This window comes from Dinghuibacter silviterrae, assembly GCF_004366355.1.
Lineage (GTDB): Bacteria > Bacteroidota > Bacteroidia > Chitinophagales > Chitinophagaceae > Dinghuibacter > Dinghuibacter silviterrae.
In genome coordinates, this window is sequence record NZ_SODV01000002.1 from 1 (window position 1) to 23792 (window position 23792).

A 23792-nucleotide genomic window follows, 5' to 3' on the forward strand; every position below is an offset into this window, starting at 1 on the left:
CCCATACCGAACAGAGAAGTTAAGCCCCTCATGGCCGATGGTACTGCACCAAAATGCGGGAGAGTAGGTAGCTGCCGTAATTATTAAAAAAAGCCGCACGCATTCGCGTGTGGCTTTTTTTGTTTTGGCCCGATCCTTTAGTTTGAGAACTTAAAGGATCGGGCCAAAACCCATAATTACTCATATGCGTTGCGACAAAGGGGGCGTCGCCCCCTTTGTAATCCCCCTTCTGAGGGGCTGCGCCCCTCCGGACCTCCTCCTTCGGGGCTTTGCCCCGGACCCCTTCAGGGGCTGCGCCCCTGGTACCCCCTGTGAGGGGGAGCGCAAGGCCCGGACCGCAGACGAACGCCGGCGGCGGGCGCCCCCTTCGGACCTCAGCCGGAGCCGTTTAACATCTGTTGTGAATTGGGGTGGTGATTTTTTTGTAATTTAAGCCGCTGTAAATTGCTTAATCGTTTTTGCCGGAACGGGCGGAGCGCGATGAAGGGGCGGCGACATGGGCGGCGCGCTGGAATGCGGCGACGAACGGGAGGCGCTAAAAAATCTGACATGACAAAAAGAATGCTGAAATGTTTGCCTGTGGCGGGGTTGATGTTGGCGGCGGCGGTGGCCGGTGCACAGACGATCCCGCGGAGCGTGGGGAAGGTGAATGATCCGGTGGATTGGATCAACCCTTTGATGGGGACGACCTCGAAACCTTCGATGTCGAATGGGAATACGTATCCGGCGATTGCGTTGCCCTGGGGGATGAACTTTTGGGTGCCGCAGACGGGGAAGATCGGGGACGGTTGGGGGTATGTGTACCAGGCGGACAAGATCAGGGGGTTTAAACAGACGCACCAGCCGAGCCCCTGGATCAATGACTATGGACAGTTTGCGATCATGCCGGTGACGAAGCACCTGGTGTTTGACCAGGATGACCGGGCGAGCTGGTTTTCGCACAAGGCGGAAGACGCGCGGCCTTATTATTATAGTGTATACCTCGCGGACGCGGACGTGACGACGGAGATTACACCGACGGAGCGGGCGGCGCAGTTCCGGATGACGTTTCCGGAATCCGATAGCTCGTTTATCGTGGTGGATGCCTTTGAGCGGGGTTCCTATATAAAGGTGATTCCTTCCGAGAACAAGATCATCGGGTATACGACGATGAACAGCGGGGGGGTGCCGGAGAATTTCAAGAACTATTTCGTGATCTATGTAGACCGGCCGTTCACTTTTGCGGCGACCTGGCATGATAAAATGCTGGCCAAGGATACGCTGGAGTATGAGGCGGGACACGTGGGTGCGGTGCTGGGTTTTAAGACCCAAAGAGGGGAGCAGATCCATCTCAGGGTGGCCTCTTCTTTTATCAGCTACGACCAGGCGGAGTTGAACCTGAAACGGGAAATTGGCGGGGATGATTTTGCGACGACGGAACGGAAGGCAAAGGCGGCGTGGAATGTGGAATTGAAAAAAGTCGCCGTGGAAGGCGGTACGGTTGACCAGGTGAAAACATTTTACTCTTGTTTATACAGGGTGCTCCTTTTCCCCCGGAAATTCTTCGAACTGGATGCCAGCGGCGCGGTGATGCACTATAGCCCTTATAACGGGAAGGTGTTGCCGGGGTATATGTATACGGACAACGGTTTTTGGGATACGTTCCGCGCGGTTTTCCCGTTTTTCACGTTGGTGTATCCCACGCATGATGCGCAGGTAATGGAGGGATTGGCGAATGCGTACAAGGAAAGCGGCTGGCTTCCGGAATGGCAAAGCCCGGGGCATAGGGATTGTATGGTAGGGTCGCACTCTGCCTCCATTATTTCAGATGCGTATCTCAAGGGCATCAGGGGGTATGACATCAATACGCTGTACCAGGGGATCCTGAAGAACAGCGAGAATGAAGGACCGCTGAGTTCGGTGGGGCGCCTCGGGGTCAAATACTATAACGCCATGGGGTATGTGCCGTATGACGTGGGTGTAGAGGAGAATACGGCGAGGACGCTGGAATACGCTTATGATGACTTTACGATTTCCAGGCTGGCGATTGCGTTGCACCGGCCACAGGACGAAATCGACCGGTTTACCAAAAGGAGCCAGAACTATCGCAATGTGTTCGACCCGGAAACGAAGATGATGCGGGGCAGGAACAAGGACGGCAGCTTCCAAAGTCCGTTCAGCCCCTACAAATGGGGGGACGCGTTTACCGAAGGCAATAGCTGGCATTGGACGTGGTGTGTATTCCATGATATCACGGGGCTGGCCAACCTGATGGGGGGCCGGGAAATGTTTGGGAAGATGCTGGATTCGGTCTTCAAGCTGCCGCCCATCTTCGACGATTCGTACTACCATTTTACGATCCACGAGATCCGCGAAATGCAGATCGTCAATATGGGGCAGTATGCACACGGCAACCAGCCGATCCAGCACATGCTGTACCTGTACAACTTCGCGGGACAGCCCTGGAAAGGAGAATACTGGATCCGCGAGTCCATGAACAAGCTGTACAAGGCAATTCCGGACGGCTATTGCGGGGACGAGGACAATGGACAGACCTCCGCCTGGTATGTGTGGTCTGCGTTAGGGATGTATCCCGTTTGCCCGGGTACGCCTCAGTATGTGATGGGAGCGCCGCTTTTCCGGAAGATCACGCTGAGCCTGGAAAACGGGAAGCAGGTGGTGATCGAGGCGCCGGCGAACAGCGAGGAAAACATTTATGTGAATAAGGTGACGGTGAATGGCCAGCCTTATACCAGGCAATACTTTAATCACTTCGACCTGGAAAAGGGGACGGTGATCCACTTTGATATGCAGGGCCAGCCGAATAAGGCCAGGGGGCAAAATCCGGCGGATTATCCATACTCATTCAGCGCAGGGCATTAAAAAAGGGGCTGCGGCCCCTTTTTTTGGTCTTATATGACAACGAATGGACAAAAAAAATCCCCCAAATACTACTGTTTGGGGGATCAATGTTTTTCCTGATGGGATAACCTTAGCGATCGTAACGGCCGCCACCGCCACCGTAGCCACCACCGGAGTTACCACCCCTGCGATAGCCACCGCCACCACCATAACCACCTCCACCGGAGTTGCCCCGCTTGAAGGAGGAATTATTTTGAGGACGGGGGAAAGATTCTTTTACAACGATCTTACGACCCTGGAGTTCCGTATCGTTCAGCCCAGCAATAGCCTGTTGGCCCGCGTTTTCATCTTCCATTTCGACAAATCCAAAGCCCCTGCTACGGCCAGTTTCCCTGTCGGTAACAATTTTTACGGAAGTCACCGCGCCGTAGGGTTGAAAAACATTTTTCAGATCTTCCTCAGAGATGCCCCAGGAAAGATTCGCAACATAAAGGTTCATTTGACAAAAAATTTAAGTGAATCATTGTTAGCTGGATGAATAAATACAGCATAACAATCTAAAGTTAGGTGAAATCGGGGAAAAGGCTATATTTTTTTTACTCCCCAATTACCTCGAATTCCAGCTCCGTTTCCTTCCCGCCCCCAAAGTCAATTTTTGCCTTATATGTGCCGAGTTCCTTTACCTCGTCCAGGATATGGATCCTGCGACGGTCGATATCGTAGCCCTTCTCTTCCCGGATGGCACGGGCCAGCTGAACGGAAGTAACGGATCCAAAGATCTTGCCGGAAGTACCGGTCTTGGCGCCGATCTTGATCGGGGAAGCCTTGAGGACTTCGACGACCTTGTTGATCTCGGCCAGCATCTTTTCTTCGCGCTTTTTCTGCTGTTTTTGACGCTCTTCGAGCATTTTCAGGTTGCCGGGGTTGGCCTCGACAGCCAGCTTCTGGGGGATGAGGAAGTTACGGGCATATCCGTTCTTTACGGTAATGAGCTCGTTGACACCGCCCAGGTTGTTTACATCCTTTATTAAAATGACTTGCATGACGTTCTCCTTACTTTAAAAGATCAGTTACATAAGGTAACATGGCCATCTCGCGGGCTTTTTTCACAGCCTCGGCCACTTTGCGCTGGTACTTCAGGGAGTTACCGGTGATGCGGCGGGGCAGCATTTTACCTTGTTCATTGAGGAACTTTTTCAGGAACTCGACGTCCTTGTAGTCCACGTGCTTGATGCCATACCGTTTGAAACGGCAGTACTTCTTCTGGCGTTTTTCGGTCTTAATCGCCGTGAGGTACTTGATCTCGTTGCTCTTTGCCATAGTTAAGCCTCCACTTTGTCTTTAGGGGTGGAAAATGCGCCGTTCCTTCTTTTTTCATTGTGCTCGACGGCGTATTTATCGAGCTTAACGATGAGGTGACGCATGCTTTGTTCGTCACGCAGAAGCTGGATTTTCAGCTTCTCATTGAAGTCGGATGGCGCTTTGTATTCTGCGACCCAGTAAAGACCGGTGGTCTTCTTGCGGATCGGAAACGCCAGTGATCTCAGGCCCCAGGGATTTTCGTGCACCACTTCCCCGCCGTTTTCGGCAATAAAGGAGGTGTATTTTTTCTGGACGGTTTTGAACTCGTCTTCAGAAAGCACAGGGGTAAAGATCACCATCAATTCGTAATTCTGCATAATATCCCTGTATTTGGTTTAAAATAATTGGGGCAGCAAAGGTAGCGTTTTTCCCGTATATCCGCGCCAAATCAGGGCTTTTTAATGGCCGTGGTCAAATATGGCTCCATTGCCATACTGTCAGGGTGTCATGCTTGGCATTGGGTTTGTCCCGGGTTCCCCTAAACGAAAATACGACATGCAAAAAGGTACGATACGCGTCCAAACGGAAAACATCTTTCCCATCATCAAAAAGTTCCTGTATAGCGACCATGATATTTTCGTCCGGGAGCTGGTGAGCAATGCGGTGGACGCCACCCAGAAGCTGAAAACACTTTCCAGCCTGGGCGAGGCCAAGGGCGACCTGGGGGACCTGCGCATCGACGTGTCGATCGACAAGGAGAACAAGACCCTGACGATTTCGGACCGGGGGGTCGGGATGACGGAAGCGGAGGTGGACAAATACCTGAACCAGGTAGCCTTTAGCGGGGCGGAGGAGTTCCTCAATAAATACAAGGGACAAAACGAGGCCAATATCATCGGTCATTTTGGCCTGGGGTTTTATAGTTCATTTATGGTCAGTGACCGGGTGACGGTCGTGACCCAGAGCTACCAGGACGCCCCGGCGGTACGCTGGGAGTGCGACGGCAGCCCGGAATTTACTTTGGAACCGGCGGAAAGAGCGGCCGGCAGGGGCACGGACATTATCCTGCACCTGAACGAGGATAGCCAGGAGTTTTTGGAAGCGGACCGCATCCGGCACATCCTGGAACGGTTTTGCCGCTTTTTGCCGGTGCCTATTTGGTTTGAGGGCAAACAGATCAACAATACAAGCCCTGCCTGGACCAAAAAGCCGTCGGAGCTGACGCCCCAGGACTACAAGGATTTTTATAAAGAGCTGTACCCGGCGGGCGAACTGCCGCTTTTTTGGATCCACCTGAATGTGGACTATCCCTTCAACCTGACGGGGATCCTTTATTTCCCCAAGATCCAGCACAGCTACGAAATACAAAAGGACAAGATCCAGCTGTACTCGAACCAGGTGTTTGTGACCGACGAGGTGAAAGACATTGTTCCGGAATTCCTCATGCTGCTGCACGGGGTGATCGATTCCCCGGACATCCCCCTCAACGTCAGCCGGAGCTATCTCCAGGGGGACCCCAATGTACGCAAGATCAACAGCTATATCACGAAGAAGGTCGCGGACAAGCTGGGAGAACTGTTTCGCACGGACCAGAAGGAATACGAGGGGAAATGGGAGCAGATCGGGTTGTTTGTCAAGTATGGTATGATGACGGACGATAAGTTCATGGAAAAAGGAAACGAGTTCCTCATCATGGAAGACGCCCGCGGGGGTACGTTCTATACACTGGAAGAATATAAGCAGAAAACGGAGGCGCTCCAAAAGAACAAGGAGGGCAAGACCGTCATCCTCTATACGACCCAACCCGTGCAACAGGACGCCTATATACAAGCGGCCCAGGCCAAGGGTTTTGTGGTGGTTAAGGCGGAGACGCTGGTGGACGCCGCCTTTATCAACAATATGGAGATGCGGTGGGAGAATGTCCAGTTCACCCGCGTGGATGCGGACATCGTCGAAAACCTGATCGACCGCCAGGAAAAGGGCGATAGCATACTTTCTGGTGACCAGGAAACGTCCCTGAAAGAATGGTTTGCCAGCCAGGTGCCTGACCAGCACATCACCGTGGAGATCCACGGTCTAAGCCCCGATTCGGCCCCGGTGGTGGCGACACGGCCGGAATTTATGCGCCGGATGAAGGACATGGCCGCTGTCGGCGGCGGTGGTATGGCCGGTTTTTATGCGAATATGCCCGACGAGGTGACGTTGACCGTCAACGGGAACCACCCTGTCTACCAACAACTTTTCGCCGATAACGATGCCGAACACCGGAACAAACAGGTGCGCAACCTGGCAGACCTGGCACTTTTATCTCAAGGCCTGCTCAAGGGGAATGAGCTGACGGCGTTTATACAAAGAAGTGTGGAGTTGATGAGCGGGGAGAAAAAAAGTAAAATCATTTTGGAGCCATAATGGATCGGATCAGATCCCTTTTTTGACGGGATACAGGGATGGCGGTGTTGTCTTCTAACAGGAGATACCCGCCATCTTCTTTTATCCAACTCCGGATATGCGCTTTGTTGACGAGGTGCGACTGGTGACAGCGGATGAAGCCATAGCCACCGAGCAATTCTTCGTATTCGAAAATGGGTTTGGAGACAACAATTTTTTCGTTGCCCTGAAGGAAGAAAGTCGTGTAATTGTTCGAGGCCTCGCAACGGATGATCCGGGACGGCTGGACCAGGCGGGTTTCTTTGGCCCCGGGGAGGGCGATGCGGTGGCTTTCCATTTGTTGCCGGTCTTGCAGCAGGTGGACGAGGTTTTCCAAAAGGGCCTGCTGGCGGCGCCCGTCGTTTTTGGCCAGGGCTTTGGATACCGCGTGCCGGAGTTCCTGTATGTTTATAGGTTTGAGCAGGTAGTCCAGGGCGGATAATTTGATCGCCTGGATGCCATATTGGTGAAACGCGGTGACGAAAATGACGTCGAATTCGGGGGCGGGCAAGCTTTTGAGGAGGTCAAGGCCGCTTTCGCCGGGCATGGAAATATCAAGAAAAACAAGGTCGGGCCTTTGTTCCAGGATGACGGTCTTCCCGTGGGCGGCGTCATAAGCCGTCCCGGACACGGCGACTTCCGGGCAATGCCGTTCCAGGAGTTGGACGAGGTTTTGTACGTTGCCGGGCTCGTCGTCGACGATTACCGCGCGGATCATGCCAGCCATTTATTAAAGATAAATGTAAACGTGGTTCCGGCGCTTTCCAGTGCTATGGGGGTGGCCGGGTAAAGCTGGTTCAGCAGGTGAATGCGGTCGGCTGTCAGGCGGAGGCCATAGCCGTTGCCGCCGTTGCCCTGGAGGCCGGGGCCGTTGTCGCGGATGGAGATGAGCAGATCGGATTCCCGGGCGGCCGCCGTGATGCGGATGACGCCTTGTTCGCGCAGGGAGGATACGCCATGTTTGACGGCATTTTCAACGACGGGCTGTAGCAGGAGCCGGGGGATCTCCAGGTTGGTCAGGCCGGGCTCGCTTACGACGGAAAACTGGAAATGAAAACGGAGTTGTTCGAGGCTAAGGTAGGTCTCCATCGCCTGTAGTTCCTGCTCCAGCGGGCCCATCAGGCGGTCATGGTCTGTCAGCGTATTGCGCATCAGGATGCTGAACGCCGAAAGGTATTGGTTGGCACCGTCTGTATCCCCCCGGTTAACGAGCCCCTGGATGGACGTCAGTGCATTGAAAATAAAATGAGGGTTGAGCTGGGCCTGGACGGAGTGGAGGGCCTGCACCGCCTGCTGTTTCTGGTCTTCTTTTATGCCCAATTGGCGGCGTTTTTCACGACGATAGGTCAAAAAGGACAGGACGATCACCCCGATGCCGAGGCTTGTGATGAAGGGAGCCAGAAACCAGGTGGACTGCCACCAATACGGGCTAACCAGGATAATGTAATGGGCCTCTGTTTCGGGCTGAAAGCGATAACGCAGGCGCAGGTCGTAAGCGTGGCCCCTGGGGGCATGTAATGGAAAGGCGGACGTGTCCGAGGGGAACGTCCGCCAAAGGGTATCTTTTTCATGGCTATCCTGACCGGGGGCGGTCGCCCTGTGTAACTGGTATTCGATGTCCGGGGGGCTGAGACCGGGCGGAATCGAGAACTTCAGCGAGAAGTCCTGGTTACCGGGGCCGAGGCTAAAGTTTTTTTTTCCTGGAGGGGGACGAAAGCAGTACGCCCGTCCTCGCTGGTGATCCGAAGTGCGTCGGCCTGTGGCGCCGTCGCCACCCGCGTAAAATTGTACCGGCCGACCATCCAGTTTCGTCTGCTTTCTTTGATCTCCACAAGCAATTGGTCATGTACATTCAGGGTCGTGTCACAAATAAGGTACTCGTAGCCGTAGCCGGTGAAGGGCATGGGGGGATATTTTTGTTCTCCCCGGAGTACATAGGTCTCGGTGCCTTTACAAAAGGTGGCGGGCAAACTCGGGAGAGGCTTCCAGTCGTATAGTAGACGGCCGTTTAGTGTAAGACGGACATAGAATGTGTCCCGGAACTGCGGTTCAGGTTCGCGGTAAAACATGTACGCACCCCGTGCCATGGTATCACCACTCATGAAGCGAAGCGAATCTTTTCTCATCCCCTCTAGGGTGTATGGTACGATCTTCGCGCGGCCTAATTCCATCCCTACTACACCGTTTTCATAGGAAATCGTAACCCTTGGTCCACCCACGGAAATGGAGGAATACGGGGTTACCGTGGTGGTATCGGGCATGTTGGTGTGGAAGTTATTGTGGATGGAATCGACAACGTAGTTGTTCCGCAACCTCAGGGACGTTGTAAATCCTTGGATAATGGCGCTCGAATCCTCCAGGATAAAGGGCATCCGGTTGAACCGGTACCATTCCGGATAGAGTCTCATGTACTCTAGGGTCGCCAGGCTGTCCCGCCTTATTTCCTCAGGGGTACGGTTGGGTGTCTGAGCCCATGGGGCAGTCGTTGCGCTGAACAGACATATCAGTAAGCATATTTTTCGCATGGCTGTATGTTTGTACCGAAATTAACCGTGTATCCTGTAGCATGGGGATCGATATGTGAATCCGGCGGCCTTTTATGTGAAAGCGTCTTCCGACCGGCGCACGTCGATGACCTTGAGTTGTAGATTTTTTTCCCCGTTCCATTCATTCTCGTCGAGGGTGAAAACGACGTCCACCGGCGTCGAGCCGGCGAGCAGGGGGAACTTCGCGGCCATATTGAAACCGATACCGGTAAAGACCTGGTCGCCCTGGCGAAGGACGAAACGGATATGATCTTCCTTTACGATCTTGGAGTACCCCTGATCAATGACGCGCCGCACCACAAAAAGAGGGCGCATGTTGTCCGGGCCGAAGGGCTCCATCTGGCAAAGGATGTTGTAAAACGAGGGCACGAGGTCAGGGAAGGCAACTTCCGCATCGATGGACAATTCCGGCGTCAGCATATCCTCCGTGATCGACTCGGATACCACCGTTTCAAAAAGCGCAGAAAAGGCCTCGACGTTCTCCCTGGCCATGGTGAGACCGGCCGCGTAAAAGTGCCCTCCATATCCGATCAGCAATTCCCTGCAGCGATGGACGGCCTCGTATACGTTAAAACCGGTTACACTGCGGGCGGAGCCGGCGATGATGTCGCCGGATTGGGTGAGCACGATCGTGGGGCGGTAATACCGGTCGATCAGACGGGATGCGACAATGCCAACGACGCCTTTGTGCCAGTGTGGTTGGAATACTACGGTGGATTTCCGCTCCTGCATGTCCAGGTCGGACTCGATCAGCGCCAGGGCTTCCTTGGTGATATTTAGATCGGCATCCTTTCTTTCGGAATTGTCGTTGTGGAGCATCTCGGCAAAGGCGGTCGCACGCAGCGGGTCTTTCTCGATAAAAAGCTGCACGGCCTTCCGGGCGTCGTCCATGCGCCCGGCGGCATTGACCCGGGGCGCGATGACAAAAACGAGGCTGTTGATGTGGAGGGTTTTGTCCAGACCGCTCAACCGGATGAGGGCGGCAATGCCGGGTGACGGCGCCTCGTTGACCCGCTTTAGACCATAGTAGGCGAGGATCCGGTTTTCCCCCGTAATAGGGACAATGTCTGCGGCGATGGCGGTAGCCACGAGGTCGAGGTAGTATTCGGCGGTATCCTCCGGAAGGCCCCAGGCTTCGCAAAGGGCGGAGAGAAGCTTGAAGCCGACGCCGCACCCGCACAGCTCCTTGTAGGGGTAGGGGCAATCCACCTGTTTGGGGTTAAGGATCGCGACAGCCGGGGGAAGTACGTCGTCCGGGAGGTGGTGGTCGCAAATGATGAAGTCGATGCCGAATTCCCGGGCGTAGGTAATGAGGTCCACGGACTTGATCCCGCAGTCCAGGGAAACGACAAGGGTAAACCCGTTGTCCCGTGCAAAATCGATACCCTCCCGGGAAATGCCGTATCCCTCCCGGTAACGGTGGGGGATGTAGTAGTCCACGGGGTCGTGCTGTTGTTTGAGGAATTGGTAAAGACAAGCCACGGATGTCGTACCGTCTACGTCGTAGTCACCATAGACGAGGATTTTTTCGCCCCTCGAAAGGGCTTCGGTAAGACGGTCTACGGCGCGTTGCATGTCCTTCATGAGCCAGGGGCTGTGCAGGTCGGCCAGGCTGGGACGGAAATAGGCCTTTGCCGCGTCGAAGGTATCGATGCCTCGTTGCACCAGGAGCGCGCAAAGCACGTGATGTATGTGCAACTGATCCTTCAGACGGGAGACCGCGGCGTTATCGGCGGGCCGTACTTTCCATTTCTTCTCCATGCAGGGCCCTTTTTTCAGTACTTTCTATCCGTAGTATACCTGACCAGGTCTTCCAGGCCACCCTGGATGGGGGAGGGGGGAAGCGTATACAGGATCCTCAGGGCCTCATCCCGGTAGTCTTCCATCCGTTTCCGGGCGTAGTCGATACCACCGGCCTTGGTGACTTCCCTGATCACATAAGCCACCTGCTCTTTGCGCCGGTTTTCGTTTTTGAGGATGTAAATCATTTTGCGGCGGGTGGCGGTATCGACCCGGTTCAGGGCATAAATGACGGGAAGGGTCAGCTTTTTCTCTTTAATGTCGTTGCCGGTGGGCTTGCCGACGTCCTCGTTCCCATAGTCGAAAAGGTCGTCTTTGATCTGGAAGGCCATGCCGACATTTTCTCCAAAAAGGCGCATCTTTTCCGTCAGCTCTGGGTCTGATGTAGCGGAATATGTGCCCGCTGCACACGCGGAACTCAACAGGGACGCCGTTTTACAACGAATGATCTCGTAGTAAACGTCTTCCTTTAGGTTCAGGTTCCGGGCCTTTTCCATCTGGAGAAGTTCACCTTCGCTCATTTGCTGGACGGCTACGTTAAGGATCTGGAGGACACGATAGTCGTGCTCGCTCGTGGCCAGGGACATCCCCTTAGCCAGGAGATAGTCGCCTACCAACACGGCTATCTTGTTTTTCCAAAGGGCGTTGATGGAGAAAAAGCCCCTTCGTTCAAGAGATTCATCGACAACGTCGTCGTGTACCAGGGATGCAGTGTGTAATAATTCCACAAAAGCTGCGGCTTTGTAGGTGCTTTCACCCACAGTAGCGCCTGTCACCTTGGCGCAGAGGAATACGAACATGGGCCGGAGCTGCTTGCCTTTCCGCTTGATCACATAGCGCATAACCCTATCCAGCAGCGGAACCCGGCTTTGAACAGATTCATTGAATTTGGTTTCAAAAAGTGCGAGTTCCTCCTGTATGAGCTTTCTGGTCAGTTCCATGGTGTGTTGAGTGGCGGCTGCCCCTTCGGGCGGGCGCCGGAGGCGCATTATCGCGCCTTATCGAGAGGGCAATTTACGATACATAAACCTTATGGTACAGATGTTGCTAAATAAAATTTGGCACCCCATGCAACTTTTGAAGAACGGGAGCGGTCTAGTGGTATAACTTCCTGGTTTACCGGCGCCAATAACGGTGCTCCATACCCTGAAACTGGGATTAAAAAAATTTGGTATTTAAAACCCAATGTCTATTTTTGTGGCAACAACTAACTAGAATTACACCAAAATCTAAACCAATAACACTTACTATGGCAAGCAAAAAGTATTCACTGGCGGCGGGTCTGCTGCTGTTGGCAGCGTCCAGCGCCTTCGCACAGGAGGGCACGGCCTACGACTGGCGCGATTCTTCCAAAATTCCTTCCAAGAGGATGCCTCAACAAAATGAGTTCCTCAACAATCAGTACGCATTCCCGGCAAAGCCGCGGGATCAGTGGGAATTGGGTCTGAGCGCTGGTCACATGATGATCATCGGCTCCATCCCTTCCCGTCCGGGCTTCGGTGGTGGCATCTCGGTGCGCAAGTCACTGGGTCATACCTTCTCCATTCGTGCTGAATACACCGGTTCCTTCGCCTATGGTTTGGATTACAGGCCTCGCACCGGTAACTCCATCGGCGGTATCTGGGCAGCTGCCTATGGCAACAATGTCGTTTACGCCAACTACCGCACCAAGACACACATGCTGTCTGTTGACGGTATCATGACGCTGAACAACATCAAATTCTACTCCGATAAGGTAAAGACCAACTTCTACATCCTGGGCGGTTATACCCTGCTGGCTACGGACGTTGATGTAAACGCCGTTCCCAAAGGCGGCGGTACCTACAACTTCGCTTCCATCGACCCCAGCCAGTCTCGTAAGAACATCCGCACCCAGTTGAAAGACCTGATCGGTAGCGGTAACTACAACCAGATTGGCGTCAATGGTGGCAACCGTCCTCCGGTTGGTCTCCTGAAAGCGTATGCGATCCGTCACGCCCTCGACTTCGGCGCCGGGTTTGCCTATAAGATCTCTCCGAAGTGGAACCTCGCCATCGAGGACAAGGTTACCGATGCTTTCGATCCTTACCTGGATGGTGTGAACACCGGCCACAATGACGCCTTCAACTACACGTCGCTGCGCCTGAACATCAACATCGGCAAGAAAGCTACGCACGTAGAACCCCTGTGGTGGTGGAACCCGCTGGATTATGCGTACAACGAGCTGAACGCCCCCAAGCACATGAAGATCCCGACGCCGATCCTGCCTGATGCTGACGGCGACGGTGTGACCGACCAATTCGACAAAGAACCCAACACGCCCGCCGGTGCTCCCGTTGACTCTCACGGTGTATCCCGCGATACGGACGGTGACGGTGTTCCTGACTACAAGGATAAAGAACTGATCACTCCGACGATCTGCCAGCCGGTTGACGCTGACGGTGTCGGTAAGTGCCCGGATCCTGCTTGCTGCAAAAACATCCAGCCTGCTGCTCCGACCTGCGCCCTGGGTAGCCTGCCCTCGATCACCTTCAAGGGTAAGACTGCTGAAATCAACGCCGCTGCCAAGGCCCTCCTCGCCGACGTTGCCGCCCAGCTCCGCAACAACCCGAACTGTAAGGTAACCCTGGCCGGCCACCCCGCTGCCAACAAAGCAGCCCAGGCCCTGAACCAGAAGCGTGTTGACGCCATCAAGACCTACCTGATCGAAAAAGAAGGTATCAGCGGTGATCGCGTGATTCCTCAATACGACGGTGGCGAAGGCGACGTTCACACCATCGACCTGCGTTCCGGTCTCTAGTCTCTACGATTAGAATCGATTATAGGAAAGGCCCCCGGTTTCGGGGGCTTTTCTTTTCCCATATCGGTATGTCCCCATATCGGTATGTCCAGCGGCACGCGCGCCCGGGGGAGGGTAGGTAGGCTTTTTCCCCCTTTTCCTCCGGGGCTTTGAACGACGGGAATCGCTTCACTTACCGGAGGAAAAGGGGGAAAAAGCCTACCTACCCTCCCCCGGGCGCACAGGCCTAAGGCCTGGGCAGAGATGCCAGGCGAGCGGCTGGGGGCGATTTGGGAAAGATTTAGAGGCCGAAATTTGGTGGAGAGCATTTTTCCCGGCATTTTTGGCAAAAACCTTAACTTTGCAGTCCTTTATGAAGCGCATTTGGCTATTGTTGTTATTACCGGTATTTGGAATCCTCGGGTGTTCGCAGTTCTCCAGGGTCCAGAAGAGCAATGACTATAGCTATAAATTGAAGATGGCGGAGCAGTACTATGTGAAGAAGAAGTACAATTTCGCCCAGCAGTTGTTTGAAGAGTTGCTGCCCATCTACAAGGGGACGGAGGAAGCGGAGAACATGTTGTATAAGTATGCCTACTGCGCGTATTATCAACAGGACTATTTGAGCGCAGAGGGAATCTTCAAGCAGTTCATCGAATCCTACCCTAAGAGTGAAATGGTGGAGGAAGTGGACTTTATGCGCGCCTATTGCTACTACAAACAGTCCCCGAAAGTGGAGCTGGACCAGAGCAATACGGAAAAGGCGATGGGCGCCATGCAGGCATTCATCAACATGCACCCCACCTCACCCAGGGTGAAGGAAGCCGGGAGCATCATCGATATTTGCCGTCAGAAGCTCGAAACGAAAGAAGAGCAGGCGGCGCAATTGTATTTCAACATCGGGTATTTCAGGGCGGCGGCAATTACTTTTGCCCAGGTCCTGGAAGACTACCCCGACTCTCCGAAAGGGGATTTTTACAAGCTGATGGTGGTCAAATCCGATTTTGAATTTGCCAAGATCAGCGTCGAGTGGAAGCAGAAGGAGCGCTACGAGCTGGTGGAAACGGAATACCGGGATATGGCGGACCGTTTTCCCGAGTCGAAGTTTCTGAACGAGGCAAAGAAGTATAATTTAGATTCTCAAAATTTAATAAAAGCCCTGCAATATGAGCAAGCTAAGGAGGCAGCTGGGAGCTAATACTCCCAACGTTGCTGAAACAAGGAACGTGATAGACATCAAAAATAAGACGGGTAACCTCTATGAGTCTATCGCCATTGTAGCCAAAAGGGCTAACCAGATCAATATCGCGATCAAGGAAGAGCTGCACAGCAAGCTGGAGGAATTCGCCAGCCATACGGACAGCCTTGAAGAAGTACACGAGAACAAGGAGCAGATCGAGATATCGAAGGCCTATGAGCGGATGCCGAACCCGGCGCTGCTTGCCACCCAGGAATTCCTGGAGAACAAGATCTACTACAGGAAGAACGATAACGACCTGTTTAGCTAGGCGCCGTGAGGCCCTTATGTAACGAAACAAGCGGCGCCCATACGAATGGCGCCGCTTGTGGCGTTTAGGAGCCGAGAGGGCCCCGCAAGGGGCGGACCGGAGGTCGGCCCGAAGGGCAATCATTAGCCGCGTTGCGGCGGCGGCCTAAATTGTCCGCTTTAGGCCGTCGCCGCAACACAACCTGGAACCTATGCTACAAGGCAAAAAGATACTTTTGGGGGTCACCGGCAGTATTGCCGCGTATAAATCCGCCTCCCTCGTACGCCTGCTGGTGAAGGCCGGGGCGGAGGTGAGGGTCGTGATGACGCCGGCCGCCAGGGACTTTATCACGCCCCTGACCCTGAGTACCCTGTCCAAGGGTGCGGTATTGACCGACCTGGCCGCTGCGGATACGTGGGCCAACCACGTTCAACTGGGGCGCTGGGCGGACGTGATGGTGGTGGCACCGCTGAGCTGTAATACCCTGGCAAAGATGGCCCAGGGGCTTTGCGATAACCTCTTGCATGCGGTGTACCTCTCGGCGACCTGTCCGGTGGTTTTGGCGCCCGCCATGGACGAAGATATGTGGCATCACCCCAGCACCCGGGTCAACCTGGGCAAGGTGTCCTCCTACGGCAACCGGGTGATCCCGGTGGCACACGGGGAGCTTGCCAGCGGATTGGTAGGGGATGGCCGCATGGCGGAGCCCGAATCCATCCTTTCCTGGCTGGAGGATTTTTTCCGTACCGGGCAAGACCTGAAGGGCAAGAACGTGTTGGTAACGGGTGGACCTACCCATGAACCGATCGACCCGGTGCGTTTTATCGGCAATCATTCATCGGGGAAAATGGGGATTGCGCTGGCCAGGGAAATGGCATCCAGGGGCGCTTCCGTCACCCTCGTACTGGGACCGGTCGCTGAGCGGCCCTCACTGCCAGGTATCGAGGTCGTCCCGGTGCTGACCGCTGCGGAGATGTACGAGGCCTGTATAGGGCGCTGGGGGGCCTCAGACATTGGGATCATGGCTGCCGCGGTGGCGGATTACACGCCGGTACAGGTGGCCGCGGAAAAGGTCAAGAAGCAGCAATCGACGTGGTCCCTGGAATTGACAAAAACACAAGATATTCTGCAGGAACTGGGGCGTCAAAAACGAAAGGACCAGTTCCTCGTCGGTTTTGCCCTGGAGACCCGGGAGGAAAAGGCATACGCCTTGTCGAAGCTGGAATCCAAAAACGCGGATCTGATCGTACTAAACAGTCTCCGCGACCAGGGTGCCGGCTTTGGATTCGACACCAACAAAATCACTATTTTTGACCGGCAGGGTTCGGAGTGGTCCTTCGAGCTTAAGACGAAGGAGGCGGTGGCCCGGGATATTGCCGACACCCTCGTTCGTGCGCTGGGAGCCAAATAACGCGCATTGCGCGCTAAAAACGAAGTGCCATGAGCGCCATAAAAACAGGACTTTTGCTGGCGGCCTTTGCCCTTTTGGGACGGCCGGCCCTGGGGCAGGAGCTTCAGGCCAGGGTGTCGGTATCGGGTGCACGTATGCCGACGACAGTGGACAGGCGGGTGTACCAGGCGCTGCAAACGGCCCTGTCTGATTTTTTGAATAACCGCAAGTGGACGGGAGAAACCTACCAGACCAACGAAAGGATCGAGTGCTCCTTCCTCCTTAACCTGACCGGATCCCCGGACGTGGATACCTATTCCGCCAACCTGGTGGTACAGGCCGCCCGCCCCGTGTATGGATCGAGCTATAACTCTCCGTTGATCAACTTCCAGGACAACGATGTACAGTTCAAGTATGTCTTATTCACCTCCCTTTTATTTGATGACAACCGCGTACAGGGATCCGACCCCCTGGTGGCGAACCTGACGGCGATTTTTGCTTACTACGCTTACCTGATCGTGGGGTTTGACGACGAATCTTTCTCCCTGAAAGGTGGGGATCCTTACTTTCAAAAAGCGTGGAATATCGTCAACAATGCGCCCGACGGAAGCGGGATCAAAGGATGGAATGCTTTTGACGGGGGGAGTGTCAACCGCTACCAACTGGCCGAGAACCTGCAAAACTCCCGGTATTCGCTGATCCATGACGTATACTATCAATACTACAGACAGGGTATGGATCAGATGACGACCGACGATCAAAAGGCGAGGTCGGGGGTGTTGACCGCACTGACGGATATGGATAACATCAACCAGGAGTCGCCGGGTACGGCCATCCGTCAATTCTTTTTCCAGGGGAAATCGACGGAGCTGGGGAACCTCTTTGCAAAGGCCAACATGTCGGACAAAGCCCGGGCGCTGGACTTGCTGCAACGCCTGGATGTCAGCAATATCAATAAGTATAAACAGTTGCTCAAGTGAGGAAATGCATCGTGGGGGCCATCGTGTCCTGCTGGATCATCGCCGGCACTGCCTGCAGGAATATGTCACCGGGCGGCAATGCGATCATTGCCAAGGATACCATGCAGGTGTTGCTCTGGGAAATGTTCGAGGCGGACGCCTATAACGAGACGAGGATGGTCGCCGACACCAATTTCAAACACGATACGGCCTACGCTGCGTTGTATACCGATATTTTCAGGACGCACCACGTTACCCGCGCTCAATTTGCCGATAGCTACGACTACTATATGTCCCGTCCGGACGTCCTGAGGGCCATGATCGATACCATGACCGAAAGGGCCAACCGGGACATGATGAAAGAGGGGGCGGGACCACACCAACCGGTCCGCACCTTTACGCCTCCCCTGGCGCATCCGCCGGGGCCCGTGGGCCCTGATGGACGGCCGATGCCGGTGCGTCCGGTCACGCCGTTTGGCCGGCCTGGGGCGCCGCCGCCCGGTACGATCACCCCGTTTGGTCCACATGGCGCACCGCCGCCCGGGAGGCCCGGTGGGCAGCCGCCGGGAAAGCTTGGTGGACCTGGCGGGCCTCCGCCCGGGAAACCCGGTGGGCCTGGTGCACCGCCGCCGGGAAAGCCCGGCGCATCGCCACCCGGGAAGCCCGGTGGGCCGTCACCCGCAAAACCCGGCGCGCACCAAGGCCCTCCTCCCGGAAAGGTCTCCCCGAAGCCCCAGCCCCAGGCCATCCCGTAACAAACGCAACTTGCTGCTTATGAATAAAATTGTCGACAACGCTGCCTCCGCCATCCACGACATAAGCGATGGAGCCGTGTTGATGCTGGGAGGCTTTGGCCTTTGCGGAATCCCCGAAAAGAGTATTGCCGCCCTTGTCGAAAAGGGCATCACAGGGCTGACTTGTATCTCCAACAACGCCGGGGTGGATGACTTTGGGTTGGGGCTCCTGCTAAACAGGAGACAAGTCAAAAAAATGATCAGCTCTTACGTCGGAGAGAACGCGGAATTCGAGCGGCAGCTGCTGCACGGAGAACTGGAGGTGGAGCTCGTGCCCCAGGGGACGCTGGCGACGCGTATCCAAATGGCGGGTATGGGTATTCCCGCCTTTTTCACCCCCGCGGGTTATGGAACGGAAGTCGCCGAAGGCAAGGAAACCCGGATGTTCGACGATAAGATGTACCTCATGGAACGGGCATTGCACGCGGATTTCAGCCTTATCAAAGCCTGGAAAGGAGATCGCCTGGGGAACCTCGTCTTTCGGAAGACGACCCGTAATTTTTCCGCCGCCATGGCCAGGGCGGGGCATATCACGATCGCCGAGGTCGAGGAACTGGTAGAACCCGGGGCGCTTGACCCGGACCAGGTCCACGTACCCGGCATCTACATTCACAGAATCTTTCAGGGGGATGCGTATGAAAAACGCATCGAGCGCAGAACCACAAATTAGCACCTATGGCATTGGACAAATTTGGTATCGCCCGACGGATCGCCCGTGAACTGCGGGACGGCATGTATGTAAACCTGGGGATCGGGATCCCCACCCTGGTGGCCAACTTTATCCCGGCAGGGATGACCATCATGCTCCAGTCGGAGAACGGTATTCTCGGTATGGGGCCATATCCCGACGAGGCTTCGGTAGATCCGGACCTGATCAATGCGGGAAAGGAGACGGTGACGATCCTTCCCGGCGGCGTCTTTTTCGACAGCGTGGAAAGCTTTGGGATGATCCGTTCGGGGAAGATAGACCTGACCGTCTTAGGCGCCATGGAAGTATCCGAGAAAGGGGATATTGCCAGCTGGAAAATACCGGGGAAGATGGTCAAGGGGATGGGGGGCGCGATGGACCTGGTGGCCTCCGCCCGGAACATCATCGTGGCCATGATGCATACCAGCCCCAAGGGGGATTCCAAGCTGCTTCCGCAGTGTACGCTTCCGTTGACAGGGGTGGCTTCCGTCAAAAAGGTGGTCACCGAGCTCGCGGTCATGGACATTTTGCCCGGTGGGGGCTTCAAACTTTTGGAAAGAGCGCCCGGTGTGAGCGTGGAGGAGATCCGGCAAAAAACGGGTGGAAGGCTGGTCGTAGAGGGGGAGGTCCCGGAGATGCTAATCGATTAGCGCGTTTTTCATCGCAAAGAACACAAGACCGACAGAGTTCTTGACGCCAAAACGGTCCATGAGCCGGTCCTTGATCGCCTCGACCGTCCGGGGACTGATCCCCATCTCCTTCGCGATCTCCTGGGCCGTCAGCTCCATACAAAGGAGTTTGATGACCTGTTTTTCCTTATCGTTGAGCACGATCTCCGTGTGGAGGGAGGGCGTGAATTTTACACGGTAATGGGACTTCTGCAGGAGGATGCGATTGACATAATTGTTGAGGTAGTATCCCTTACTTTTTACCTCGATAATGGCCCTTTTTATTTCCGCGGGATCGGCACTTTTGAGTAAATAGCCATTCGCCCCGTTTTCCATCAGGTGGGTGACAAACCGCTCATCCTCGTACATAGTGAGAATGATCACCCCGATGTAGGGATAATCTTTGGCGAGGGCCTTCGTGGTCTCGATCCCGTCCTTGACGGGCATCCTGAGGTCAAGCAATACCACGTCTGTGTCCGTGGTTGAAATTCCTTTTAATAACTCCTCACCGTTGCTCGCCTCCAGTACAAATTGAATGTTGGCATAGTGGCGAAGAGACAGAATAACTCCTTTTCGGAATATCTGATGGTCGTCCGCTATAGCCACCTTTATATTGGCCATAAATAATTATGTTCTCCAGGTCGCTTTTTAGCAAAGGTGTTTGTCAACCAGGTGTCTCTAAGGGTAGCTCGATAGATATCTTAAAATAGGTTTGAGAAGGATCTTTCTCAAAAGTAATATTTGCTTTTAAAATTTTAACCCTGCTGTGAATATTTTTTAGACCGAGACCCTCGGGGATGATCTTGTATTTCTCATAAGTGTCCTGTGTGATTCCATAACCGTCATGGTGGATGCGGATGAAAAACTGGTCATTGTTGCGTCCCTGGATGAGGTGGATAAAGCTTGCGTGGCTGTGTTTGAGCGTGTTATTGATGAGCTCCTGGATGATACGGAACAGCAGTAGTTCCTTCTCCGTAGACAATCGTCTACGATAATCATGGAAGCGGCAGCTGGCATTGATGGATCCCGAACCATTTATTTTCTGGAATACGTCATTTATGGCGGACTCCAAACCGAAATTCTTGAGGGTGGACGGCATCAGGCTGTGGGAGATGTTCCGGATGAGCTGGATGGCTTCGTCTATGATTTGTTTGGCGCTGAAAATGGCCTGTAGCTGGGTGGTGACTTCCTGGTGGACGAGATTCTCGTTGAGATAAAGACGGGCCGTCGCGAGCAAGGGACCTGCGTCGTCGTGCAAATCTGCGGCTATGCGTTGCCGTTCTTCTTCCTGAGACTGGATGGACGCCGCCAGGAGGAGCTTTTGCTGTTCTTCCTCCATGCGTTGCATCTTCATCTGGTACTGGATGATGCGGCGTTGGTAAAAGACGATGAAAACCACCAGGGCTATGGCGAGCGTGAACATGCCCAGGGTACCAAAGTATAAAATATAAGGTATACTGTGCCCTTCGTTCGAAATGAGTTGCAAAAATGTCATTCTTTCTACTCCAGGGGTAATGCAGTTAACGGTTAAGGTTCAGGTGCTCATCGAGGTTACTGTAATCTATTCTCGATATGTTGTTGTTCTTATCCCCACTTTGCATGATCATCGCGACCCCTAAAAGCAGGATCTTGAGAATGTAGAATGCGGTGTTAATCAATGAATACTGGAGTTCGAAAGCTTTGTTTTCTAGTTGAGATTGGGCGTAGAGATCTATGAAAAAAGTTCCGCTAAAATATAAAAGTATGGCCACAATTACCCAAAATTCCGGTATGGCATAGAAAAATATATGATCTGGCTTTCGAATCTGCTCGAAGAAATAGAAAATCGCATAAATGATGAGCAGAATGGATTCCAACACGTTTGTCAGGGAATCGTAGTGGCTGTGGAAGAAAGGACGGGTGATGTTAAATATGGATACCGAAAGAAAGACTACGGAAAAGGCGAGAATGATGATCCGGAATTGCTTGTGGCGCATCAGCTTGTAGATGAAATACGTCAACAGACAATATTCGACAATATCAAAAAGATTGAAATTGAACTGGGGGATGACGTGGAAGACTTCGTTGTAGTAGCTGTTAATTAGCTCTGTAGCAATACCATAGCATAGATAAATAATAATAACCCATAGTCCTTTTCCTCTGTGTCTTTTCCTTGTAAAGAGAAATAGGACTATGGGTATCAACGTAGATAGCCGGGCTATATAACCTAAGGTTTTTAGGAAACTGATATGTTATACTTTACTCAAATATAGCATACCAGACTTAAAAAAAACCAATTAGAAACCTACGGTGGTAATAATGTGGTCAACTACAACCCCATCATGCATAACGATCTGACCCCCTTCCTGGATGGTGGAATATTGCAGAATCTCCTGACCATCAGCGTCAACACCGGCGAAAACCAGCGTGCGGACGTTGGAGTTATCGTCATAGGCAGGGTAAATGCTCAGACCTGCGCAACCGGGCTGGGCCAGCATTTTTTCAAGGATGTCGCGACCGATCAGGTGACCGTAGGCTTGATCAGGGTGTGCTTCATAAAAGTTCTTTACCATCTTAGCACCGGCTTCGGCGCCGATATGCTCACCTACAGAAGCGCTAAAAGGACGGGCAGCAATCACGGAGTCTTGTACATTCTTGTTCATGGGATTCAGTTTGTGGGTAATGAGTAATTGCTTCGAAATACTCAATAAAAACAAGAATGCACAAGGGCCTGAGGACCAAAATGAAAGAATGTAGTATGCTTTAAATCATTGATTTACAACAATTAAACCCTATTATATCGGGTTAAAACGATGTTAAAACTGCGGGTATGTACGGCTGCAACTGCGTAAAATTACGGTCTTTCGGAGCGTAGATTATCGGGGTAATTCCCCCTTATTTTGGACCGTTAAACCCCTGGGGTGTAAAAAATGTGCATAACGCTCCCCATTTTTTAGCACTTCAAGACAAGCAAAAAAGAAGCCAGCTAATTAATTAGCTGGCCTTGCTGGGGTAAGTTTGTTGGGCATGACTACCAACGTTTCTCCCATAGGACACGGATTAAAACGACGGGCGACCGTTCCTTTGAGCGGTGCGGGCTCGTCTCTAATGGGTTAGTTCGCGGTTCGTTTCATAGAAGTTGGATCAATGTAGTCTTTCCAAGGGATCGGATTTTTTCGTTTTCTTAGGATTTTGGCGCGGATTTACGTTTTCTTAGGATACCGGAAACACGTTTTGGATACTGGATTTTTTTGAACTAACTTCTTCATTACTTATACAAATGTAAAGGGTTTGCTAAATCGTCAAAAGAGCAAAACCGCTCTATTTTATCCGTGAAGTTAATACGCCGAAAAATGGGAGATTTTCGATGGGGGGATGGGAAAACTACGGTGGCGTAAATAAAGTTCTATCCAATTCAAAAACGTATGCATAAGGTTTTTATTTTGCAACTCTTAAAATCATCCTATGTCAGCTTCGGGGAATAATTTTATAAAGCTGGCCTTAGCAGATGACCATAAGATCTTCCGGGAGGGTATAAAGATGGCATTGGGTGGGAAGCCTCATTTGAAGATAATATGGGAGGCTGATGACGGCAAAGACCTGATGCACAAACTGGCGATAAAAATGCCCGACGTCCTGCTCATGGATATCCGTATGCCGGAGCTGGACGGAATCAACGCTATTCAATTGATCCGCAAGGAGAACGAAGAGATAAAGATCATCGTACTGACCATGTACGACGACCAGCAGATGATTTCGAAGATGATGGAGAGCGGGGCCAACGCGTATCTTACAAAAACGACGGACCCCGACGAGATCTACGAGGCGATTCTGACCTGTGTTAACGACGAATTTTATTTCAATGATCTTGTAAATCAGGCAGTTCTGCTTCGGCTGCAGCACAAAAAGATCGTCCGGCAGCACTATCCCAAACAAATTCAGTTTTCGGAAAAAGAGCTCCAGATACTTAAATTCCTTAGCGAGGACAAAACAACCGAGGAAATCTCTAAATTGGTGTTCCTAAGCCCCCGTACCATTGAAAGTATCCGCCAGAATATGAAAGCTAAAGTGGGGGTAAAAACGATAGCAGGCCTGATTGTTTATGGCATGAGAAACAAGCTCATTGAGTAAGCGGCGCGCCTGCGCAATTTTC

At 53.1% G+C, this 23792-nt stretch carries 24 protein-coding genes and 1 rRNA gene; 13 read left to right on the forward strand and 12 right to left on the reverse strand.

Annotation, left to right across the window (positions count from 1 at the left end):
• Both rrf and EDB95_RS17205 read left to right on the forward strand, forming a co-directional pair.
• Nucleotides 1–80 (forward strand): 5S ribosomal RNA (gene rrf / locus EDB95_RS28075); the annotation flags it as partial.
• A gap of 469 nt (nucleotides 81–549) precedes the next feature.
• Entirely contained in the window at nucleotides 550–2862 is a 2313-nt protein-coding gene (locus EDB95_RS17205) for a GH92 family glycosyl hydrolase (protein ID WP_133995254.1), read from the forward strand.
• 109 nt (nucleotides 2863–2971) lie between these two features.
• Here the strand turns inward: EDB95_RS17205 and EDB95_RS17210 are convergent, their stop codons facing one another.
• The 4 genes from EDB95_RS17210 to rpsF all read right to left on the reverse strand — a co-directional run bounded on the left by EDB95_RS17210 (nucleotide 2972) and on the right by rpsF (nucleotide 4520).
• Nucleotides 2972–3340 carry an RNA recognition motif domain-containing protein gene (locus EDB95_RS17210; RefSeq protein ID WP_133995256.1) on the reverse strand — a complete coding sequence of 123 codons (369 nt, stop codon included), beginning with the start codon at nucleotides 3338–3340 and terminating at the stop codon, nucleotides 2972–2974.
• 97 nt (nucleotides 3341–3437) lie between these two features.
• Nucleotides 3438–3884, reverse strand: coding sequence for a 50S ribosomal protein L9 (rplI, locus tag EDB95_RS17215; RefSeq protein WP_133995258.1), 447 nt, complete (start codon nucleotides 3882–3884; stop codon nucleotides 3438–3440).
• Between the two features lie 10 nt (nucleotides 3885–3894).
• The gene (gene rpsR / locus EDB95_RS17220; protein WP_133995260.1) at nucleotides 3895–4161 is read right to left on the reverse strand and encodes a 30S ribosomal protein S18; all 267 of its coding nucleotides are present in this window, start codon (nucleotides 4159–4161) and stop codon (nucleotides 3895–3897) included.
• A gap of 2 nt (nucleotides 4162–4163) precedes the next feature.
• Nucleotides 4164–4520: a 30S ribosomal protein S6 gene (gene rpsF, locus EDB95_RS17225; protein WP_133995262.1), complete on the reverse strand. Its 357-nt coding sequence runs from the start codon at nucleotides 4518–4520 to the stop codon at nucleotides 4164–4166.
• Nucleotides 4521–4698: 178 nt separating this feature from the next.
• On the opposite strand from rpsF, the gene htpG reads away from it, so the two are divergent.
• The gene (gene htpG, locus EDB95_RS17230; RefSeq protein WP_133995264.1) at nucleotides 4699–6552 is read left to right on the forward strand and encodes a molecular chaperone HtpG; all 1854 of its coding nucleotides are present in this window, start codon (nucleotides 4699–4701) and stop codon (nucleotides 6550–6552) included.
• Here htpG and EDB95_RS17235 read toward each other — a convergent pair.
• The 5 genes from EDB95_RS17235 to EDB95_RS17250 all read right to left on the reverse strand — a co-directional run bounded on the left by EDB95_RS17235 (nucleotide 6536) and on the right by EDB95_RS17250 (nucleotide 11857).
• The gene (locus EDB95_RS17235) at nucleotides 6536–7288 is read right to left on the reverse strand and encodes a LytR/AlgR family response regulator transcription factor (protein WP_133995266.1); all 753 of its coding nucleotides are present in this window, start codon (nucleotides 7286–7288) and stop codon (nucleotides 6536–6538) included. The two genes, htpG and EDB95_RS17235, sit on opposite strands and share 17 nt — an antisense overlap.
• Nucleotides 7285–7890, reverse strand: a complete 606-nt coding sequence (locus EDB95_RS27335; RefSeq protein ID WP_162852654.1) for a sensor histidine kinase — start codon at nucleotides 7888–7890, stop codon at nucleotides 7285–7287. Before EDB95_RS27335 ends, EDB95_RS17235 begins: the two co-directional genes overlap by 4 nt.
• Before the next feature lie 332 nt (nucleotides 7891–8222).
• A complete protein-coding gene (locus EDB95_RS27340) occupies nucleotides 8223–8978 on the reverse strand; it encodes a hypothetical protein (RefSeq protein ID WP_162852655.1) in 756 nt (251 codons plus the stop codon).
• A 189-nt stretch (nucleotides 8979–9167) separates the two neighbouring features.
• Nucleotides 9168–10877, reverse strand: a complete 1710-nt coding sequence (gene recJ, locus EDB95_RS17245; RefSeq protein WP_133995270.1) for a single-stranded-DNA-specific exonuclease RecJ — start codon at nucleotides 10875–10877, stop codon at nucleotides 9168–9170.
• Between the two features lie 14 nt (nucleotides 10878–10891).
• A complete protein-coding gene (locus EDB95_RS17250; protein ID WP_133995272.1) occupies nucleotides 10892–11857 on the reverse strand; it encodes a polyprenyl synthetase family protein in 966 nt (321 codons plus the stop codon).
• 428 nt (nucleotides 11858–12285) lie between these two features.
• On the opposite strand from EDB95_RS17250, the gene EDB95_RS17255 reads away from it, so the two are divergent.
• The 8 genes from EDB95_RS17255 to EDB95_RS17290 all read left to right on the forward strand — a co-directional run bounded on the left by EDB95_RS17255 (nucleotide 12286) and on the right by EDB95_RS17290 (nucleotide 19642).
• Nucleotides 12286–13695, forward strand: a complete 1410-nt coding sequence (locus tag EDB95_RS17255) for an OmpA family protein (RefSeq protein WP_162852656.1) — start codon at nucleotides 12286–12288, stop codon at nucleotides 13693–13695.
• A 352-nt stretch (nucleotides 13696–14047) separates the two neighbouring features.
• Nucleotides 14048–14872, forward strand: coding sequence for an outer membrane protein assembly factor BamD (locus tag EDB95_RS17260; RefSeq protein WP_133995276.1), 825 nt, complete (start codon nucleotides 14048–14050; stop codon nucleotides 14870–14872).
• 28 nt (nucleotides 14873–14900) lie between these two features.
• On the forward strand, nucleotides 14901–15182 hold the full coding sequence (locus tag EDB95_RS17265; protein WP_246073720.1) for a DNA-directed RNA polymerase subunit omega: 282 nt from the start codon (nucleotides 14901–14903) through the stop codon (nucleotides 15180–15182).
• 190 nt (nucleotides 15183–15372) lie between these two features.
• A complete protein-coding gene (gene coaBC / locus EDB95_RS17270; RefSeq protein ID WP_133995280.1) occupies nucleotides 15373–16572 on the forward strand; it encodes a bifunctional phosphopantothenoylcysteine decarboxylase/phosphopantothenate--cysteine ligase CoaBC in 1200 nt (399 codons plus the stop codon).
• Between the two features lie 29 nt (nucleotides 16573–16601).
• A complete protein-coding gene (gene porD, locus EDB95_RS17275; protein WP_133995282.1) occupies nucleotides 16602–17531 on the forward strand; it encodes a type IX secretion system protein PorD in 930 nt (309 codons plus the stop codon).
• Nucleotides 17528–18265, forward strand: a complete 738-nt coding sequence (locus tag EDB95_RS27895; protein ID WP_133995284.1) for a DUF4296 domain-containing protein — start codon at nucleotides 17528–17530, stop codon at nucleotides 18263–18265. The genes porD and EDB95_RS27895 overlap by 4 nt, the downstream gene beginning before the upstream one ends.
• A 19-nt stretch (nucleotides 18266–18284) precedes the next feature.
• Complete coding sequence (locus tag EDB95_RS17285; RefSeq protein WP_133995286.1) at nucleotides 18285–18974, forward strand: CoA transferase subunit A; 690 nt, start codon at nucleotides 18285–18287, stop codon at nucleotides 18972–18974.
• Nucleotides 18975–18979: 5 nt separating this feature from the next.
• Nucleotides 18980–19642, forward strand: coding sequence for a 3-oxoacid CoA-transferase subunit B (locus EDB95_RS17290; RefSeq protein WP_133995288.1), 663 nt, complete (start codon nucleotides 18980–18982; stop codon nucleotides 19640–19642).
• Here the strand turns inward: EDB95_RS17290 and EDB95_RS17295 are convergent.
• Both EDB95_RS17295 and EDB95_RS17300 read right to left on the reverse strand, forming a co-directional pair.
• Entirely contained in the window at nucleotides 19631–20281 is a 651-nt protein-coding gene (locus tag EDB95_RS17295; protein ID WP_133995290.1) for a response regulator transcription factor, read from the reverse strand. The two genes, EDB95_RS17290 and EDB95_RS17295, sit on opposite strands and share 12 nt — an antisense overlap.
• Nucleotides 20282–20324: 43 nt before the next feature.
• Nucleotides 20325–21083 (reverse strand): sensor histidine kinase, encoded by a 759-nt coding sequence (locus tag EDB95_RS17300; protein ID WP_246073722.1) that lies wholly within the window; start codon nucleotides 21081–21083, stop codon nucleotides 20325–20327.
• Nucleotides 21084–21447: 364 nt separating this feature from the next.
• Between EDB95_RS17300 and EDB95_RS17305 the strand changes: the two genes are divergently transcribed.
• Nucleotides 21448–21744: a hypothetical protein gene (locus EDB95_RS17305; RefSeq protein ID WP_133995294.1), complete on the forward strand. Its 297-nt coding sequence runs from the start codon at nucleotides 21448–21450 to the stop codon at nucleotides 21742–21744.
• A gap of 192 nt (nucleotides 21745–21936) precedes the next feature.
• Here the strand turns inward: EDB95_RS17305 and EDB95_RS17310 are convergent, their stop codons facing one another.
• Nucleotides 21937–22302: a hypothetical protein gene (locus EDB95_RS17310; RefSeq protein WP_133995296.1), complete on the reverse strand. Its 366-nt coding sequence runs from the start codon at nucleotides 22300–22302 to the stop codon at nucleotides 21937–21939.
• A gap of 802 nt (nucleotides 22303–23104) precedes the next feature.
• Between EDB95_RS17310 and EDB95_RS17315 the strand changes: the two genes are divergently transcribed.
• Entirely contained in the window at nucleotides 23105–23770 is a 666-nt protein-coding gene (locus EDB95_RS17315; protein ID WP_133995298.1) for a response regulator transcription factor, read from the forward strand.
• Nucleotides 23771–23792: the final 22 nt, after the last annotated feature.